The organism is Pseudomonas sp. BAV 4579 (genome assembly GCF_009765395.1).
Taxonomy (GTDB): domain Bacteria; phylum Pseudomonadota; class Gammaproteobacteria; order Pseudomonadales; family Pseudomonadaceae; genus Chryseomonas; species Chryseomonas aestiva.
In genome coordinates, this window is the sequence record NZ_WHOV01000143.1 from 1 (window position 1) to 16,803 (window position 16,803).

Below are 16,803 nucleotides of genomic sequence, written 5' to 3' on the forward strand. Positions count from 1 at the left end.
ATACGCGTCTCCATCAGCTCCAGGGCACCGGAGATACCCGCCAGCAGGTTGTTGAAATCGTGGGCGAGACCGCCGGTTAGCTGGCCGACCGCTTCCATCTTCTGTGACTGACGCAGCTTTTCCTCGGCCTGCATCAGTTCGGCCGAGCGTTCGGCCACCCGGATTTCCAGGGTCTCGTTGAGGGTACGCAAGGCGGCCAGGGCCTTGTCCCGCTCGGCTTCGATGGCCCGCCGCTCCTCGACGTCGATGAGCACCCCGGGAAAGCGCAGCGGGGTGCCGTCGGCCGCATGATCGACCCGGCCATTGGCCTCGATCCAGTAGTAGTTGCCGTCGGCGCGCCGTACCCGGTACTGGTGGGCGAAGGGACCGCCCTGGGCGATCACCCCGTCGATGGCGTGGGCGAGACCTCCCTTGTCGTCGGGATGGACGTTGGTCACCACCTGGGCCAGGCTCAGGCCTTCATGCCCCAGGCGCGGATCGAGACCGAAGACCGTGGCGAAGGCGTCGTCCACGGTGAAGCGGTCGGTGGGCAGGTCCCAGTGCCAGGTGCCGATGATGGCGCCGGCGGACAACGCCAGCTGCACCCGCTCGATGTTTTCCCGCGCCAGGGCCTCGCTGATGCGCAGCCGTTCCTCGGCGTTGCGTCGCTCGGTGACGTCGCTGAAGAGGATGGCGATCTGGCGCTCGTCGGGATCGCCCACTCGTACGGCGCGCACGTCGAACCAGCGTTCGAAGGTGTTGGCGTAGTTCTCGAAGGTCGCCGGCTCGCCGGTCTTGGCCACGTGGCCATAGGTATCGAACCAGAACTGTTCCAGGTTGGGGGCGAATTCGGTCACCCACTTGCCACGCAGGTTGACCCCGGCCTGGCGTTCGAAGGCCGGGTTGGCTTCCAGGAAGCGGTAGTCGATGGGCTTGTCGTCGGCGTCGAACTTGACCTGGACGATGGCGAAGGCCGAACCGATGGTCTCGATGATGGCGCGAAAGCGTTCCTCGCTCTTGCGCAGGGCGGTCTCGGCCGTCTGCAGCTGGCTCATGTCCAGCAGGGCACCGATCATCCGCAGCGGGCGCCCGTAGCTGTCGCGGATCACCCGGCCGCGGTCGAACACCAGCGCATAGGAGCCATCGGCGCGCTGGAAGCGGTATTCATCGGTCCAGACCAGGCCGTCGCCATCGATCACCGCGTGGATGGAGGCCGCGATACGGGTGCGATCGTCCGGGTGGATCCGGCCCAGCCACCAGTCGCCGGTCGATTCGACCGCGGTGGGGGTATGGCCGTAGGCCGTGTGCAAGGCTTCGTTCCAGAGCACCGTCCCGGAGGCGAAGTCCCAGTCCCAGATGGCATCGTTGGTGGCTTCGGCGACCAGGCGATAGCGTTCCTGGGTTTCCTTGAGCGCAAGGCCCGCCAGGTGTTCTTCGGTGCGGTCACGCAGGATCTTGACGAAGCCGAGGGGCTCGTCGTCGTCATCGTTCAGCGCCATCATCTCGCCGGACGCCCAGAAGCGCTGCCCGTCCTGGCGCAGGTGCCAGCGCTCGTCGATGGCGCTGCCGTCGCGCAGGGCCTTGGCCATCTCGTACTCGGCACGACGGTTGGCACGGTCCTCCGGGGTGAAGAAACGCGAGGCATCCTGGCCGATCATTTCCTGGGCGGTCCAGCCCATGACCTGCTCGGCACCGGGATTCCAGTCGGTGATGAGCCCCTCGGAGTCGCAGACCACGATGGCGAACTGGGTGGTGCTCTCCAGCACGGCGCGGCTGCGTGCCTTGCTGGGCCGGCGGATGGCGCCGGTCGGGGCCACGCCCTGGTCCTCGGTGGACAGCAGGGCGGCGCGCAATCGCAGGACTTCGGCTTCGAGTTCCTCGCGCGTCAGCGTTGCCAGGGGTGCCTCACTCATCTTGCAGGGGATCCTCGGGAAAAGGCGGTCTGAGCAGCGTTCGACCACGAAAGCGCCAGAGTGTGGCGGCCCCGGGCGACGCCGGATAGCCCTGGCCGCTGTTCGGCACGCTGGGCGGAAGAAGCGGCCGGGGTACCGCTCGGGTCGCGGCGACGACCAGGCGAAACGCTCATGGCGCGGAAATCACCGGGATAGAGCGGGGCAGGGGAGGCGGCGGGTGGCCCGCCGGGTCAACGCCTAGGCGCCCACCAGGGCGTAGAGAGTCTGCATGTCGGCTGGCTTGGTTAGGTGATGATCGAAGCCGGCCGCCAGGGCCTCGGCCTGGTCCTGGGGCTGGCCCCAGCCGGTCATGGCGATCATCCTCACCGCCTGGCCGGCCGGGGTCGCGCGGATCGCCCGAGCCAGTTGATGACCGGTCAGGCCGGGCATGCCGATGTCGGAGATGACGATTTCGGGGCCATAGCTCTGGAACAGGGTCAGGGCTTGCTGGCCATCGTAGGCGACCCGCACTTCGTGGCCATCCAGCTCAAGGAGTTCGGCGATGGTGTCGGCGATGTCGGGGTTCTCGTCGGCGACCAGGATCCGGCGGGTGGCGGGCGCCGCCGAGGCGACAGCCACGCCCCCCACCACGCTGGCGGGCGGCGCCACCGTGAGCGGCAGGCTCACGGTGAAGCGGCTGCCCTGACCCAGGCCGGCGCTGGTCACGATGATGTCGCCACCCTGCAGCCGCGCCAGTTCGCGGGAAAGGGCCAGGCCGATGCCCAGCCCGGGCGAGCGCTCGGTAAGGCGCGGGTCGAGCTGGCCGAACATCTGGAACAGGTCCGCCAGGCGCTCGGGGGCGATGCCGATGCCGTTGTCGGCGATGTCCACCCGCACCTCGGTCTCGCTCGCCTGCACGGTGAGGGTGATCCGCCCCCCTGCCGGGGTGTAACGGGCGGCGTTGCCCAGCAGGTTGATGAAGATCTGCTCCAGGCGCAGCGGATCGGCCTGCAGCCAGAGGGGCGCCTCGGGCACGTGCAGCGCGAAGGTCTGGCGCTTCTCCTCCATGGACGCCAGGGTCGCCTCGGCGGCGGCCTGGAGTACCGTCTGCAGGGTGACGACGGCGTTGTGCAGGGTGATGCGGCCAAAGGTGATGCGCGAGATGTCCACCAGATCGTTGAGCAGGGCGCCCATGCGTTCCACCTGCCGCTCGATGGTCTGGCAACTGCGCTGCCGCTGTTCGGCCGACGCCTGGGGCGCGGCGATCAGCGCCGCCGCCTGGCGAATGGGGGCCAGCGGATTGCGCAATTCATGGGCCAGCACGGCGAGGAATTCGTCCTTTTGCCGGTCGTTGTCGCGCAGCTGATGCTCCTGGCGCTTGCGCGCGCTGATGTCGAGAAACCAGACCGCCACGTTGCCGTCGAAGGGCGTGGCGCTGATCTGCAGCCAGCAACTGGCGCCGCTGGCATCGGCACCCTGCACCTCGACGGACCAGGCCGCCTCGCCGGCCTGGTGCTCCGCACAGAGCTGCAGGATCCGCGCACTGGCCCAGGGCAGGCGGGCGTTCGCAGCGCTGCCGTCGAGGCCCAGGGTGGTGGCGCCGACGGGGTTGAGATAGTCCCAGATGAAGACGCCCGCGGCAGCGGGCACGGCGATGCCGAAGGAGACCTGGGAGCTTTCCAGGGCCACCCGCAGCCGGCGTTGCGACCGCAGGGCGGCCTCCTGAATGCGGGCGCGGTCGATCACCAGTACCGCCTTGGAGGCGCACAGGTCGGCCAGGCGCTGCTGGCGCGGCGTGGGTTCCCGGGCCTCCGGCAGGTGGACGGTGATGGCGCCGAGGGTGCCGTGCAGGGTACTGCGCAGGGGCACGGCATGCAGGGCGGCGAAGCCCAGGCGGCTGGCCCAGGGCGGCCAGGGCGGTGAACTCGGGTGCGGCGGCCAGCGCCGGCACCACCACCCGGGCATCGCTGCGCAGCGCGGCGGCACAGGCGCTTTCCTCCAGCGGCAGGGTGGCCAGCTGGGCCTGATCTGCGGCCGAGAAACCGGCCGCGAAATACAGCTGCGGCGGCTTGCCGTCTTCCAGCAGCGAGACGCAGCCCAGGGAAGTCTGGTGGAAGCGACAGAGGACCGCGAGGATCTCCTGCAACTGCTGCGGCAGCGAGGGCAACTGCAGCAGGCGATGATTGAGCCGCTGCAGGATCTCCAGGTCGGCGACCTGCAGTTGCAGCTGCTCCTGGCTCAGCTGCAGGCTACGCAGGTAGTCGTCGCGTTCCTCTTCGATCAGCCGGCGGGCGTCGGCAGCGGCCAGCAGGGCTTCGCCCACCTGGCGGATCTCCAGCACGTCGCTGTCCGGCAGCACCGGCGGCAGGCGCTGCCCCAGGGCCTGGGCGGCCGCCTGCAGCGCCTGCACCGGCCGGCTGATTTGCCGTGACAGCAGCAGCGCCATCGCCCAGGCGAAGGCCACCGACAATGCCAGGCCGCCGCCATAGAGGGCAAAGGAACGGGTGGCCGCGGCCGACACCTCCGCGGTGGGGATGGCCGTGGTCACCGTCCAGCCAGAATCGGGCAGGCGCACGAAGGCAGTGTAGACCTGGCGGCCTTCCCGGGTACGGGCGGTACCGACGCCTTCTTCGCCGGGCTGGGCCAGGATCTCGGCCAGACCTGGCAGGGCCGGCTCGCCCAGGCTCTCCTCGTGCAGGCTGGTACGGGCGATGCGCAGGCCATGGCGATCGAATACCGAGCCCACCCAGTCCTTGGGCAGGGCGCGGGCCATGCGCGCCGCGCGGATGCTCTCCGGTGTCATCACCGCGGTCAGCACGAAATTCAGCCGACCTTCGCGCAGCACCGGGACCCGGATCGGAAAGGCCAGCAGCCCGGCGGCTCCGCGGCCCAGTTGCCCGATCACCGGCCGGCGCTGGGCGAGCACCTCGGCAAAGCTGTCCGGCTCGGCGAGGGGCGAGCTAGCGGGCCGCTTGACGTTTGATATCCGCCGGACGACCTGGCCCTCCGGGTTGGCGAGCAGCACCGTTCTCCAGCCCGGTACCAGCGGCAGGATGCGCTCGACCAGGGTTTCGAAATCGCTCAGGTCACCCGTCCGCAACAGGGGCGACTCGGCCAACGCCTGGAGGATGGTCACCGAGCGGCGCAATTCGCTTTCGATGATGGTGGCCGCCTGGCGGCTGGACTCCAGGGCTCGCTGCTCGGCTTCGTGCTGCTGGTGGTGGACGAGCAGCCACAGCTCCAGCCCGGCCACCAGCGCCAGGGGCACGATCCCGGCGAAGGCGATGGCCAGCAGGCGATTGCGCAAGGGGACCAGACACGCAGTACGGGACTTCGTCGGCGGCATGGGGAGTTCGAGTGAGGGAAAGGCTCATTCTAGCCTGAGTTCGAGTGGCCATTGGCCAGGGTTGGGCGTCCGTCGTCGGCCCGCTGCCTATGGCTGCAGGCCGCGCCAGCTCTAGCCTGCAGCTTATCGAGGGGTGCCACTGATCGGCGATGGGTGGCTGTTCAGCCAGGGGTGTTGGCGCCGACCAGAAGGAGGTGAATACCCCTTTCCTGCCTGGAGTCGCGCCATGCGTACCCTGAAATTGTCGGCCCGTTCAGCCGTGTGTTTTGCCGCCGTCACCCTGTTGCTGCTGGTGCTGGCGGTGACCTCGGCGGTGGGCCTCAACGCGCTGTACAAAGCCGAGCAGGATGTCGAGACCAACTGGATGGCCAGCATCGCCCAGACGGCGAAGATAGACTCCCTCGTTCTCAGGCTGCGTCTGGAAACCCTGCGCATGGTGGCCTCGGAAGACGCGCAGATGAAGCAGACCGCCGCGGCGACCATCGCTCAGGCGCGCGGCCATCTGCAGCAGGAAGTGGCGGCCTACCAGGCCCTGGTGGCTTCGCCTGAAGAGCAGCGGTTGGCCGATGCCGTGTCCGTTGGCGCCAAGGCCTACGATGCGCGCCTCGACGAGATCGTCACCCTCGCCCAGACCCGTCCGGCCAGCGAAGGGACCGCCTACGTCAATGCCAACATCCGGCCGCTGACCAACGACCTGCAAGAGAAGATCGTGGCCCTGGCGGACTTTAACCAGCGCGGCGCCAAGCAGGCCGGCGAACTGGCGACCCAGACCTACAGCCATAACCTCTGGCTGCTCGGGATCATCTCCGCCGTGGCCGTGGTGCTCACCGTGGTGCTGGCCACGCTCTATACCCGCAGCATCCTGCAGCCGCTGCGCCAGGTGCTGGCCGTCAACCGCCGCATTGCCGAGGGTGATCTGCGGGTCGCGGCCCAGGCCACCGGCCGCGACGAGATGGCCGACCTGATGCGCGCCACGGTGCAGATGCAGCAGACCCTGCGCGACACCGTCAGCCACATCGGCGAAGCCTCGACGCAGCTGGCGTCCGCCGCCGAAGAGATGAACGCCGTGACTGAAGAGGGCAGCCGTGGGCTGCAACGGCAGAACAGCGAAGTGGAACAGGCGGCTACCGCGGTCAACGAGATGACCGCCGCCGTCGAGGAGGTGGCGCGCAACGCCGCCTCGGCCTCGACGTCCGCGCAACAGTCGGAGCGCTCGACCGGTCTGGGCGCGGCTCGCGTCACCGAGACCGTCAACGCTATCCAGTCGCTGACCGGCACCGTGTCCCATACCAGCGAGCAGATCGTCGCCCTGGCCGGGCAGGCGCAAGGCATCGCCACCGTGGTCGACGTGATCCGCGGCATCGCCGAGCAGACCAACCTGCTGGCGCTGAACGCCGCCATCGAGGCCGCCCGCGCTGGGGAGCAGGGCCGCGGTTTCGCCGTGGTCGCCGACGAGGTGCGGGCCCTGGCGCACCGGACCCAGGAATCCACCCGCGAGATCGAGCAGATGATCGGCGGTATCCAGAGTGGTTCGGAAGGCGCTGTCCAGGCCATGCAACGCAGCCGCGACGAGGCTACCGCCACCCTGAAGATCGCCAACGAGGCGGGCGCGGCCCTGGAGGAGATCGCCCGCTCCATCACCGAGATCAACGAGCGCAATTTCCTCATCGCCACGGCCTCAGAAGAGCAGGCCCAGGTCGCCCGGTCGGTGGACCAGAATCTGGTCAGCATCCGCGATCTGTCGATCCAGACCTCGGCCGGTGCCCACCAGACCGCCGCCGCCGCCCATGAGGTCTCGCGCCTGGCGGTGGACATGAATCGCCTGGTCGGCCGCTTCTCGGTCTGATCCGACTGAGCGGTGGTGAAAGGCCCTGCCGAGCGCTCCTCGGCAGGGCCTTTGCGTTTCTCGCGTGCGGGCAGGGGATCAATGGACGGGAGCCTGGTGGGAAGGCTATCGGCACCGTCTGGCGATGTCCTTTCGCCAGCGCGAGATCAAGATCCGCGCCCAGCCGACGGAGTGGCGCTAGCTGTCCGCCAGCACCACCCGGGCCCGCCCGGCGCGCTTGGCCTGGTACAGGGCGCCATCGGCGCGGCGGATCAGTTCGTGGACGTTAAGGCTGCCGGCGGCGCCGTGGGCGATGCCGATGGAGGAGGTGGTCGCCAGGCGGATGTCCTGCAGCGTCCAGGGCTCCTGCAGGGCCAGGCAGAGGCGCTCGGCCAGGGCCAGGGCGGTGGTTGCGGAGGTGTCGCGCAGGAAGACGATGAATTCGTCGCCGCCGATGCGCCCGAGCAGATCGTCCGGGCGCAGGCAGGCGCTGACCCGGGTGACGAAGGCCACCAGCAGCCGATCTCCCACCTCGTGGCCGAATTCGTTGTTGATCGCCTTGAACCTGTCCAGGTCGAGGTAGAACAGCGCGCACTCCGCCTGGGGGGTGGCGGCCGCCAGGTGACCGACGATCTGGTCGAGGATGCTGCGTCGATTGGGAATGCTGGTCAGGGCATCCAGGTAGGCCAGGGATTTGAAGCGTCTTTCGCTGTCCTGGAGGGCGGTCTCCGCCAGCTTGCGCTCGGTGACATTGCGACTGACGATGGTCAGCAGCTGGCGTTCGCCCTGGGCATCGAAGTGAGGCGTCTTGATCACGTCCCAGGTATTGATGCGTCCATCCGGCCCCATGAAGGACTTCTCGATCTGCGTGGCCACACCGTTGCGCCAGGCGCGCTCGTCGGTCTCGATGTTGTAGGCGAAGGCCTGGGCATGATCCGGAAACAGCTCGATCAATTCGGCGTCGGTGATGCCCACGTAGTCGAAGCCGAGCATGGCGTAGGCTTCGAGCACGATGCGGTTGACGAATAACCAGCGCCCGCGGCCGTCCTTGGCGATGATGAATTCCTGGATCGAATCGAGGAGGGCGCGCAGATCGACATCGGAATCGGCAGGAGACATGGGTAGGGCCTGGCAGTCGCGTGGGTTGTCAGGCTATCGGCCCGCCAGCCTGGAAAATGAGACCCTTCGTCAGGTCACCCGTCGCCGCCTCGCTCCTCTGCGCCGGCGAGCCCGCCAGGTCGGGCTAGTGGAGTTCGCGGGGGGAGCAGCCCAGCGCCACGGGGCGGCAGCAGGGGCGGCGCAATCGCGCTGACCCGATACGGGCGGTCTGACCATCGACCGGTCGGAAGTCCGTCAGGGCTGGATGCTGAAGGGCAGGGTCCAGGCCCATGCCGACCGCATCGCCGCGGGGGTCCTCACCCTGAACCGACCGCGACCACGCCCTACCGCAACGGCTACACTGGCGGGCAGGTCGTTACCGCCCACCCGTATCCCGGAGTCCGCCATGCAACTGTTGTTGAACCAGACCTCGCCCTATGCCCGCGCCGCGCGCGTCACCGCCCTCGAGGCCGGCTTCGGCGAGCGGCTGACGCTGGTGTGGAGCGACCCCTGGAACGAGGACGCGCCGCTGTTGGCCGCCAATCCGGCCAACAAGGTCCCGGTACTGATCACCGACGAGGGCATCGCCCTCGGCGAGACCCTGCTGATCTGCGTTTATCTGCACCAGCTGGCAGGCGGCAACCCGCTTGCGGCCGAACGCCTGCAACTGGCCGGCCTGGGCCAGGGCCTGATCGACGCCGCCTTCGGCACGGTGATCGCCCGCAAGCAGGGCGGTGCGGCCCAGGATGAATCGGTGCAGGGCGCCCGCCGGCTGGCGGCCATCGAGCGTCTGCTGGCGCGCCTGGAAGAACATCCGGAGCTGGACGCGGAAGACCTCGACTTCGGGCATTACCTCGTAGCCGTCGGCCTGGATTACCTGAGCTTTCGCCTGCCGGAAATCGACTGGTCGGCGCGGGCGCGGCTGGTGGCCCTTCACCAGCGGCTCCTGGCGCGTCCCAGCTTTGCCGCGACGCGCTTCCAGTAAGGCGAAAAGCCCACGCGGCGGCCCCCGCCAACCGCGTGGTAAAGCCCTAGAGCTCGATCAGGATCTTCAGCTGGGTGCCGGCCTTGTCCAGCAAGGCTTCGAAGCCCTGTTCCACCACGTCGTCCAGCGCGATGTGGCGGGTCACGACCTTCTCCGCCGGCAGTTGGCCGCTGGCGATCAGGGCCGCCACCTGGGGCCACATCAGCGTCGAGTAGCACCAGGAGCCGCGCAGGTCGACGTCCTTGTAGGTCAGGGTGAAGCCATCCAGCGCCGGCGGCTTGCCCTGCATCCCCACCTGGACCACCACGCCCTGGCGGCGGACCGCCTCCAGGCACAGCCCCAGCGGTGCCTCGGCGCCCACGCATTCGAAGGCCACATCCACCCCCACACCCCCGGCGGTGCGGGCACGCACCTCGCGCAGCACATCGGTGCTGCCGGGGTTCAGGGTGATGAGCCCCTCCACCAGGCGGTGGGCCATCTCCAGGCGGTTGTCGTTGAGGTCCACCAGGAAGATCCGCGTGGCACCCGCCGCGCGAGCGGCCATGACCTGCAACTGGCCGATGGGCCCGGCGCCGGCCACCAGCACGCTGTCGCCAGGCTTCACGCCACCCCGGTGGGTGGCGTAGACGGTCACCGCGGTGGGTTCGATCAGCGCCGCGTGCTCGGTGCTGAGATCGTCCGGCATGGGGACGGCGTTGTAGTCCTCCACCAGGGAGTACTCGGCCATGCCGCCCCAGGGATGGGACAGGCCGATGATGGCCAGCTGTTCGCTGAGCTGGTACTGGCCACGGCGGCCGTAGTAGTCGTCTCGCGGCGACACCATGGGCTGGATGGAGACCCGATCACCGGGTTTCACCGAGGTCACCTGACTGCCCACGGCCTCCACCACACCGGAATACTCGTGGCCGAGGATCTGCGGCACCTGGCCGCCGGTGTAGCTGTGCGGCGCGGTGGGAATGAAGATGGGACCGCCAAGGTACTCGTGCAGGTCGGTGCCGCAGATGCCGCAGAACTGGTTTTTCACCAGGACCTGGGTAGGACCCGGCTCGCCGGGAGCTGGGACGTCTTCCACCCGGATGTCGCGGGCGGCATGGAAACGGGCTGCTTTCATCGTGAGGCTCCTCTAGCGTTCGCAGCGGGGCAGGAAGGCCTGGATCAGGTCATTGACCCGGTCCGCGGCCTCCATCTGCACCATATGGCCCTGGCCCTCCAGGACCTCGACCTGGACGGTTCCGGGCAGGCCTTCGGCATGCTGGACCGGAATGATGGCGTCGGCCTTGCCCCAGATCACCAGGGCGGGCAGATCGCCGTCGAGTGCCTGACGCAGCACCTGGGCCTGCTGGCCATTGGGGAAGAGCGTACCGGCCAGTCGCTGCAGGGCCTGGTCCACTCCTTCCAGCCGCTTGTACTTGAGCAGGTCTTCCAGCAGTGGCCGGGTGACCAGGCCGGGATCGCTGAACAGCAGACTGACCGGCCCCTTGAGCTGGTTGCGGCTGGTGGCGGCGACGAAGCCTTCCAGGTAGGCGCCATTGATATCCCCGCCCAGTCCCGCACTGCCGATCAGCACCAGGCCGGCGACCCGCTGCGGCGCCGTCTGCGCCAGCTGCAGGGCCACGGCGCCACCCATGGAGTGGCCGACGAGTACGGCGCGGGGGATGTCCAGATGATCGAGCAGAGCCAGCACCGCGGCGCCCAGCTCGGCAAGGTCTCCGGTGGCCAGGTCCTTGCCGGACTGGCCATGGCCCGGCAGGTCCAGGGCGATCACCCGGCGCCCGGCGGCCAGCGCCTCGTGGTTGAACAGCCAGTTGTCCAGATCGCCGGAAAAGCCGTGGATCAGCACCAGCGGCAGGCCGCCTGCACCGCGCTCCAGATAGCGCAGCGGCCGACCGTCGAGTTCGATGCGCTGGGCCTGGGGACCGGCCTCGGCGGCGTCTTCGCCACCGGGCACGAAGTCTTCCTGGAAGCGCGCGATCACCGCCTCGATCTCTTCGTCGCTGGCCTCGCCTTCCACCACGATGGCCAGCAGGGCGCCTACCGCAAGGGTCTCGTCCTCGCGGGCCAGGCAGCGGCGCAGGGTGCCGGAGAAGGGCGCCTCGACGCTGCTGCTGATCTTGTCGGTCTCGACGTCGAGCACCTCGTCGCCCTTGGTGATGGGGTCGCCTTCGGTCTTGAGCCAGGCGTTGACCCGGCCTTCGCTCATGGACAGACCCCACTTGGGCATGGTCAGGGTATGGATCTGGCTCATGCGGCCTGCCTCCCTTGGGTGATCTTCAGCACGGCGCGCTCGATCTTGGCCGCGTCGGGGATATAGAGGTCTTCCAGGGCATCGGAGAAGGGCACCGGGGTGTGCGGCGCCGTGACCAGCTGTACCGGGGCGCGCAGGTCGTCGAAGGCGTGCTCGGCGAGCAGGGCGGCGACGTCGGTGGCCACCGAGCAGCGCGGATTGGCTTCGTCGATGACCACCGCGCGGCCGGTCTTCTCGACGCTTTCCAGGATGCTGTCGCGATCCAGCGGGCTGGTGGTGCGCAGGTCCAGCACCTCGCAGGAGACACCCTGGCGCGCCAGGTTGCTGGCGGCCTCCATGGCCAGGTGCACCATGCGGCCGTAGGTGATGAGGCTGACGTCGTCGCCCTCACGCAGGAAGCTGGCCTCGCCGAAGGGGATGGCGTAGGACTCCTCGGGCACCTCGCCCTGCATCCCGTAGAGCAGCTTGTGCTCGCAGAAGATCACCGGGTCGTTGTCGCGGATGGCCTGGATCAGCAGGCCCTTGGCGTCATAGGGGGTGGCCGGGCAGACCACCTTGAGGCCGGGGATATGGGTCCACCAGGAGGTGAGCATCTGCGAATGCTGGGCGGCGGCGCGGAGACCCGCGCCGACCATGGTCCGCAGCACCAGCGGGGTGACCGCCTTGCCGCCGAACATGTAGCGGAATTTGGCCGCCTGGTTGAGGATCTGGTCCAGGCAGCAGCCGGCGAAGTCGACGAACATCAGTTCGCACACCGGCCGGGTGCCGCGGGCGGCGGCGCCTACCGCGGCGCCGACGTAGCCGAGCTCCGACAGCGGGGTGTCCAGTACCCGCCCGGGAAACCTGTGGTAGAGGCCCTTGGTGACCCCGAGCACGCCGCCCCAGGCGTCCTGCTCGCCAGGCGCGCCGGCACCGCCGGCGTTGTCTTCGCCCATGAGGAAGACGGTGGGGTCGCGGCGCATCTCCTGTTCCAGGGCTTCGTTGATGGCTTGCTGGTAGCTGATCTTTCTGGCCATGGTGGCGCTCCTTGTTGTTTTCCGATCAGGCGTAGGTGACGTAGACGTCGGTGAGCAGGTCTTCCGGGCCGGGCTTGGGATCGGCCTTGGCCTTGCGCACGGCGTCTTCGATGAGCTGTTCCACCTCCTGGTCGATGCTGTCGAGCAGGGCGGGCTGGAGTTGGCCGGAGCGCGTCACCCGCTCGCGGAATTGCAGCAGGCAGTCGCGCTGCTCCCGGGCGTGCTTGACCTCATTGGGATCGCGATAGGTCTGGGCATCGCCCTCGAAATGGCCGAAGTAGCGGGTGAACTTCACCTCGATCAGCGAGGGGCCTTCGCCGGCCCGGGCGCGGGCCACGGCGGCCGCGGCGGCTTCATGGACGGCGAAGAAGTCGAAGCCGTCTACCGTCACCCCGGGCATGCCGAAGCCGGCGGCGCGATCGGCGATGTGGTCGCAGGCCACCGACCAGTTGGAGGCGGTGGCCTCGGCGTAGCCGTTGTTCTCGGCGACGAAGATGCACGGCAGATTCCACACCGACGCCAGATTCATGGACTCGAACACCGCGCCCTCGTTGGAGCCGCCGTCGCCAAAGAAGGCCACGGCCACGGCGTCGCTGCCCTTGAGCTTGGCCGCCAGGGCGGCGCCGGCGGCCAGGGGCGCTCCGGCCCCGACGATGCCGTTGGCGCCGAGCATGCCCTTTTCCAGATCGGCGATGTGCATGGAGCCGCCCTTGCCCTGGCAGACCCCGGTCTTCTTGCCGTAGATCTCGGCCATCATGCCGTAGACGTCCACGCCCTTGGCGATGCAATGGCCGTGGCCGCGGTGGGTGGAGGCGATGCTGTCTTCGTGGCCCAGGTGGGCCATGACACCGGCGGCCGAGGCCTCTTCGCCGGCATAGAGGTGGACGAAGCCGGGAATCTCGCCGGTGGCGAATTCCACGTGCAGCCGCTCTTCGAAGACGCGGATGGTGCGCATCACCCGGTAGGCATGGCTCAGGTTTTCGACGCTTACGGTCTCGCTCATCTTATTGTTCTCCAGGATTGCCGAGGGCCGACGCGGGCAGGCGGCGGACCAGCAGGCGCTGCTGCGCCGCCAGCTCCAGTACCCGCTCCACGTCGATGCTCAGGGGGCCGTCGAGGTCCAGCGTCACCAGTGGACGCGCCTCGGGGCCGAATTCGATTTCCCGCTCGCCATCCAGCGCCAGGGTGCCGGTGGCCAGCGACAGCGCCCGAGGTTCGCCGGGCAGCAGCAGGCCACTGGCGGCGATGCCGGCCTGGGCCAGCACGCCGGGGGCGAGGGGCACGGTCAGTTGCGCCGGGGCCTCCGGCTCCAGTCGCACCCGGCCGCCATGGGGGGCGCTGCGCGCGACGGGGTGCCAGAGACCGCAGAGGGCCGAGAGGCCAATGGCCCAGGGCTCGGCGAAGGTGGTGAAGACTTCCGCGAGATCCTCCACCCGGGTCACCGCCCGGGCACCGAGATAGGTCTGGCGACAGACCGCCACGTCCACCAGCGCCCAGTCGCGGATGTCGCGCTCCGGCACTTCCACCCGCAACCGCTTGTTGCGCCGCAGCGCCAGCGCCGGGTCGATGCGACCACTCGCCACCAGGCCACCGGCCAGGCCGGCGCTGGTGGCCTCGCACAATTCCGGAAAGGCATTGTTGGTGCCGGTGGACAGGGTCAGCAGCGGCAGGTCGCCCACCTCGGCGGCCACCGCCTTGTGGGTGCCGTCGCCGCCGAGCACGGCGATCACCGCCGCGCCCTGGGCCAGCAACAGCCGCGCGGCGCGCCGGGTGTCGTCCACGGTCTGGGTCAGTGGCAGGTTGAGAAACCTAAGCTCCGGCCAGCGCTGCTCGCGGGCCTGGCGACTGCCGCTGGCCTTGAGCACCGCGGCGGCGATGCCGGTCATGTCCGGCGGCAGCAGCACCCGCTCCACGCCGGTGGCGCCAAAGGCCGCCAGCAGGCGCATCACCACCCCGGCCTTGTCGGTGCTGGAGGTCAGGGCGGCGTTGCCGGTCAGCCGGCGCAGGTCACGGCCCGAGGCCGGGTTGGGCAGGATGCCCACAGTTACGGGCATCGCTGAGCTCCGAGGCCGGGGCCGGGGCCGGTGGTCAGGGCAGCCGTGCGGCGATGCCAGGGTGCGCTCATGGGTCTGGCCCTCTTGTCGTTGTGATGGGCGCGTCGCAGAGCCCTGAGCAAGGCCGGTGCCAAACCGTGATGAATCCGCTGCAGTGCAGGCAGGGCGCGGGTTTGAATGGAGGCGACAGGTCGTGGGAGGGGCGACTCCAGGCGCCGGGGCGTCTCACGCCTGCGACGGCAGGGCGAGACGCTGAGACGATTCGTCTCACGACGCGGCGGACTTGAAGGCCGGGGCCAGGGGGCGCTAAATGAAGGGCAGAACAATGACCGGCCTTCCATGCCATGACCGGAATTCAGGGAGAGACGTCCATGTTGTCTACCCAGGCCCGCTATCACGCCCGCGCCATCGACCAGGCCCTGCGCGCACCCTTGCGCGCGGCCAGTCCGCCCGGGCGCATCCTCGATTCCTGGCGCCGTTCCTTCGAGCAATATCAGCTCGACCCGGGCTCTCTGCGGGGGCCGCGCATCCTCTCGCGCTACGAATTGCGCCAGCACCAGCAGGCGGCGGAAGACTTCCTGCGCGTCGCCGATGGCGAACTGGGCGCCCTGCATGCGCGGGTCGAGGCGGCCGACTACTGCGTGCTGCTGGCCGACGCCCAGGGCCATACCCTGGATTACCGGGTCAGCGACCGACTCGACGACGAATGCCGCCGCGCCGGACTCTACCTGGGCACCTGCTGGTCGGAACAGGAGGAGGGTACCTGCGGCGTGGCCGCGGTACTGACCGACCGGGCGCCGGTCACGGTGCACAAGGCCGATCACTTCCGCGTGGCCTTTACCGGGCTGACCTGCACCGCGGCGCCAGTGTTCGCCCCGAGCGGCGAGTTGCTCGGGGTGCTGGACGTCTCGGCGCCGCGCTCGCCGGACGACCGGCGCAGCCAGTTGCTGATCCAGCAATTCACCCGCGACAGCGCCCAGCGCATTGAGAATGTCTACTTCATGCACAGCGCCCGGGGTGACTGGGTGCTCTGCGGCCATGCCCAGGCCAGTTATCTCGACACCCAGCCGGAATTCCTGCTGGCGTGGGATCAAAGCGGCCGTCTGACCGGCCTGAATCGCCCGGCCCGGCAACTCTGCCTCGCGCAGCTGGGCTATCTGCCCCAGCGCCTCGACGAGCTATTCGGTCGCGACGCCTCGGCCCGTTTGAAGGAGGACGATCCTGAACCCCTGCGCCTGGGCGAAGCGCAGTTCCACGCCCGGGTCCGGGCGCCGCGGCCGCGCACGGGTGTGGTGATTCCCCTGGTGCGCGAAGCCCGGGAGACCGCAGACGAACAGGAGCCGCAGGTCAGCCAGGCGCTCGCGACCGCCCTGCGGCTCTATCGCCACGGCCTGCCGATCCTGGTGACCGGGGAGACCGGCACCGGCAAGGAGGTCTTTGCCCGCGGCCTGCACCAGGGCGGCGATCGCAGCGGGCGGCCCTTCATTGCCCTCAATTGCGCGGCGCTGCCGGAAAGCCTGATCGAGAGCGAATTGTTCGGTCATGCCGCGGGGGCCTTCACCGGCGCCCAGCGCCAGGGTCGCGACGGCCTGATCGTGGCGGCCGATGGCGGCACCCTATTTCTCGACGAGATCGGCGACATGCCCCTGGCCCTGCAGACGCGCCTGCTGCGGGTGCTGGCCGAGGGCGAGGTGCTGCCGGTGGGCAGCGCCCAGGCGCGGCGGGTCGATGTACGGCTGGTCTGCGCCACCCACCGCGACCTCCAGGCGCGGGTCGCCGCCGGACTGTTTCGCGAAGACCTGTTCTATCGCCTCAATGGCGCCGTCTTCCAGCTGCCACCACTGCGCGAACGTGCCGACCGCCTGGCGCTGGCGCGGCGGCTGCTTGAAGAGGAGTGCGGCGAGCGTCCTGCGCCGGAGCTGACACCTCAGGCGCAGGAGGCCATCCTCGCCCATGACTGGCCGGGCAACGTGCGCGAGTTGCGCAACGCGCTGCGTTACGCCTGCGCCCTGTGCGACGGTGCCCGCATCACCCTCGATCACCTGCCGGCCAGCCTGAAACCCACTGCCGCTCTGGCTACCGAGCCGCCACCCGCGGTCGACAGCCCCGAGCGGCGGGCGATTCTCGCCGCCCTGGTCCGGCATCGCTGGAAGGCCATTCCCGCTGCCCGGGCGCTCGGCATCTCACGGGCGACCCTCTATCGGCGCCTCAAGCTGCATGGCATCGTCATGCCGCATCGACAGCCCGGGGACCAAGAGCATGCGTAACGTCTGCTGCGCGTCGACCAAACGACGTTGAAAACGGCCTGGGTCGCCAGCCCGGCCTGGGCGGTTCCTTCGCACTGCTCATGTACCCTTTGTAAA

At 69.0% G+C, this 16,803-nt stretch carries 12 protein-coding genes and 1 pseudogene; 4 read left to right on the plus strand and 9 right to left on the minus strand.

Features of this window, described 5'->3' with window-relative positions; all coding sequences use genetic code 11:
- From GSQ95_RS22255 to GSQ95_RS26675, 3 genes are all read right to left on the minus strand, one after another.
- Positions 1-1,892 (minus strand): PAS domain-containing protein (locus GSQ95_RS22255; RefSeq protein WP_158973910.1); only part of this gene is annotated, 1,892 nt, incomplete at its 3' end.
- Between the two features lie 237 nt (positions 1,893-2,129).
- Positions 2,130-3,284, minus strand: coding sequence for an ATP-binding protein (locus GSQ95_RS26235; protein ID WP_256664689.1), 1,155 nt, complete (start codon positions 3,282-3,284; stop codon positions 2,130-2,132).
- On the minus strand, positions 3,181-5,217 hold the full coding sequence (locus GSQ95_RS26675) for a cache domain-containing protein (protein WP_256664687.1): 2,037 nt from the start codon (positions 5,215-5,217) through the stop codon (positions 3,181-3,183). Before GSQ95_RS26675 ends, GSQ95_RS26235 begins: the two co-directional genes overlap by 104 nt.
- A 226-nt stretch (positions 5,218-5,443) precedes the next feature.
- Here GSQ95_RS26675 and GSQ95_RS27290 point away from each other — a divergent pair.
- Positions 5,444-6,208 (plus strand): annotated as a pseudogene (locus GSQ95_RS27290) (MCP four helix bundle domain-containing protein); the annotation flags it as partial.
- A 66-nt stretch (positions 6,209-6,274) separates the two neighbouring features.
- Entirely contained in the window at positions 6,275-7,063 is a 789-nt protein-coding gene (locus tag GSQ95_RS27295) for a methyl-accepting chemotaxis protein (protein WP_372241649.1), read from the plus strand.
- A 177-nt stretch (positions 7,064-7,240) separates the two neighbouring features.
- On the opposite strand, the gene GSQ95_RS22270 is transcribed toward GSQ95_RS27295, so the two are convergent.
- Positions 7,241-8,161, minus strand: coding sequence for a sensor domain-containing diguanylate cyclase (locus tag GSQ95_RS22270; protein WP_158890982.1), 921 nt, complete (start codon positions 8,159-8,161; stop codon positions 7,241-7,243).
- A 385-nt stretch (positions 8,162-8,546) separates the two neighbouring features.
- Between GSQ95_RS22270 and GSQ95_RS22275 the strand changes: the two genes are divergently transcribed.
- Positions 8,547-9,125: a glutathione S-transferase family protein gene (locus tag GSQ95_RS22275; protein ID WP_158890984.1), complete on the plus strand. Its 579-nt coding sequence runs from the start codon at positions 8,547-8,549 to the stop codon at positions 9,123-9,125.
- Between the two features lie 46 nt (positions 9,126-9,171).
- On the opposite strand, the gene GSQ95_RS22280 is transcribed toward GSQ95_RS22275, so the two are convergent.
- The 5 genes from GSQ95_RS22280 to GSQ95_RS22300 are packed head-to-tail and all read right to left on the minus strand — an operon-like array spanning position 9,172 to position 14,440.
- A complete protein-coding gene (locus GSQ95_RS22280) occupies positions 9,172-10,236 on the minus strand; it encodes a 2,3-butanediol dehydrogenase (protein WP_158890986.1) in 1,065 nt (354 codons plus the stop codon).
- Between the two features lie 12 nt (positions 10,237-10,248).
- Entirely contained in the window at positions 10,249-11,370 is a 1,122-nt protein-coding gene (locus GSQ95_RS22285) for an acetoin dehydrogenase dihydrolipoyllysine-residue acetyltransferase subunit (RefSeq protein WP_158890988.1), read from the minus strand.
- On the minus strand, positions 11,367-12,386 hold the full coding sequence (locus tag GSQ95_RS22290; RefSeq protein ID WP_158890990.1) for an alpha-ketoacid dehydrogenase subunit beta: 1,020 nt from the start codon (positions 12,384-12,386) through the stop codon (positions 11,367-11,369). Before GSQ95_RS22290 ends, GSQ95_RS22285 begins: the two co-directional genes overlap by 4 nt.
- 25 nt (positions 12,387-12,411) lie before the next feature.
- Positions 12,412-13,389, minus strand: a complete 978-nt coding sequence (locus GSQ95_RS22295) for a thiamine pyrophosphate-dependent dehydrogenase E1 component subunit alpha (RefSeq protein ID WP_158890992.1) — start codon at positions 13,387-13,389, stop codon at positions 12,412-12,414.
- A 1-nt stretch (position 13,390) separates the two neighbouring features.
- Positions 13,391-14,440 carry an ATP-NAD kinase family protein gene (locus GSQ95_RS22300; protein ID WP_158890994.1) on the minus strand — a complete coding sequence of 350 codons (1,050 nt, stop codon included), beginning with the start codon at positions 14,438-14,440 and terminating at the stop codon, positions 13,391-13,393.
- Between the two features lie 371 nt (positions 14,441-14,811).
- Here GSQ95_RS22300 and GSQ95_RS22305 point away from each other — a divergent pair, with 371 nt between their 5' ends.
- On the plus strand, positions 14,812-16,707 hold the full coding sequence (locus tag GSQ95_RS22305; RefSeq protein WP_158890996.1) for a sigma-54-dependent Fis family transcriptional regulator: 1,896 nt from the start codon (positions 14,812-14,814) through the stop codon (positions 16,705-16,707).
- The last annotated feature ends 96 nt before the right edge of the window (positions 16,708-16,803 follow it).

Excerpts from the sequence above, each read along its gene's own strand:
- GSQ95_RS22305 (WP_158890996.1), top strand. The coding sequence starts at position 14,812 with ATGTTGTCTACCCAGGCCCGCTATCACGCCCGCGCCATCGACCAGGCC.
- GSQ95_RS22285 (WP_158890988.1), bottom strand. The coding sequence starts at position 11,370 with ATGAGCCAGATCCATACCCTGACCATGCCCAAGTGGGGTCTGTCCATG.
- GSQ95_RS22300 (WP_158890994.1), bottom strand. The coding sequence starts at position 14,440 with ATGCCCGTAACTGTGGGCATCCTGCCCAACCCGGCCTCGGGCCGTGAC.
- GSQ95_RS22280 (WP_158890986.1), bottom strand. The coding sequence starts at position 10,236 with ATGAAAGCAGCCCGTTTCCATGCCGCCCGCGACATCCGGGTGGAAGAC.
- GSQ95_RS26675 (WP_256664687.1), bottom strand. The coding sequence starts at position 5,217 with ATGCCGCCGACGAAGTCCCGTACTGCGTGTCTGGTCCCCTTGCGCAAT.
- GSQ95_RS22275 (WP_158890984.1), top strand. The coding sequence starts at position 8,547 with ATGCAACTGTTGTTGAACCAGACCTCGCCCTATGCCCGCGCCGCGCGC.
- GSQ95_RS22290 (WP_158890990.1), bottom strand. The coding sequence starts at position 12,386 with ATGGCCAGAAAGATCAGCTACCAGCAAGCCATCAACGAAGCCCTGGAA.
- GSQ95_RS22270 (WP_158890982.1), bottom strand. The coding sequence starts at position 8,161 with ATGTCTCCTGCCGATTCCGATGTCGATCTGCGCGCCCTCCTCGATTCG.
- GSQ95_RS22295 (WP_158890992.1), bottom strand. The coding sequence starts at position 13,389 with ATGAGCGAGACCGTAAGCGTCGAAAACCTGAGCCATGCCTACCGGGTG.
- GSQ95_RS27295 (WP_372241649.1), top strand. The coding sequence starts at position 6,275 with ATGAACGCCGTGACTGAAGAGGGCAGCCGTGGGCTGCAACGGCAGAAC.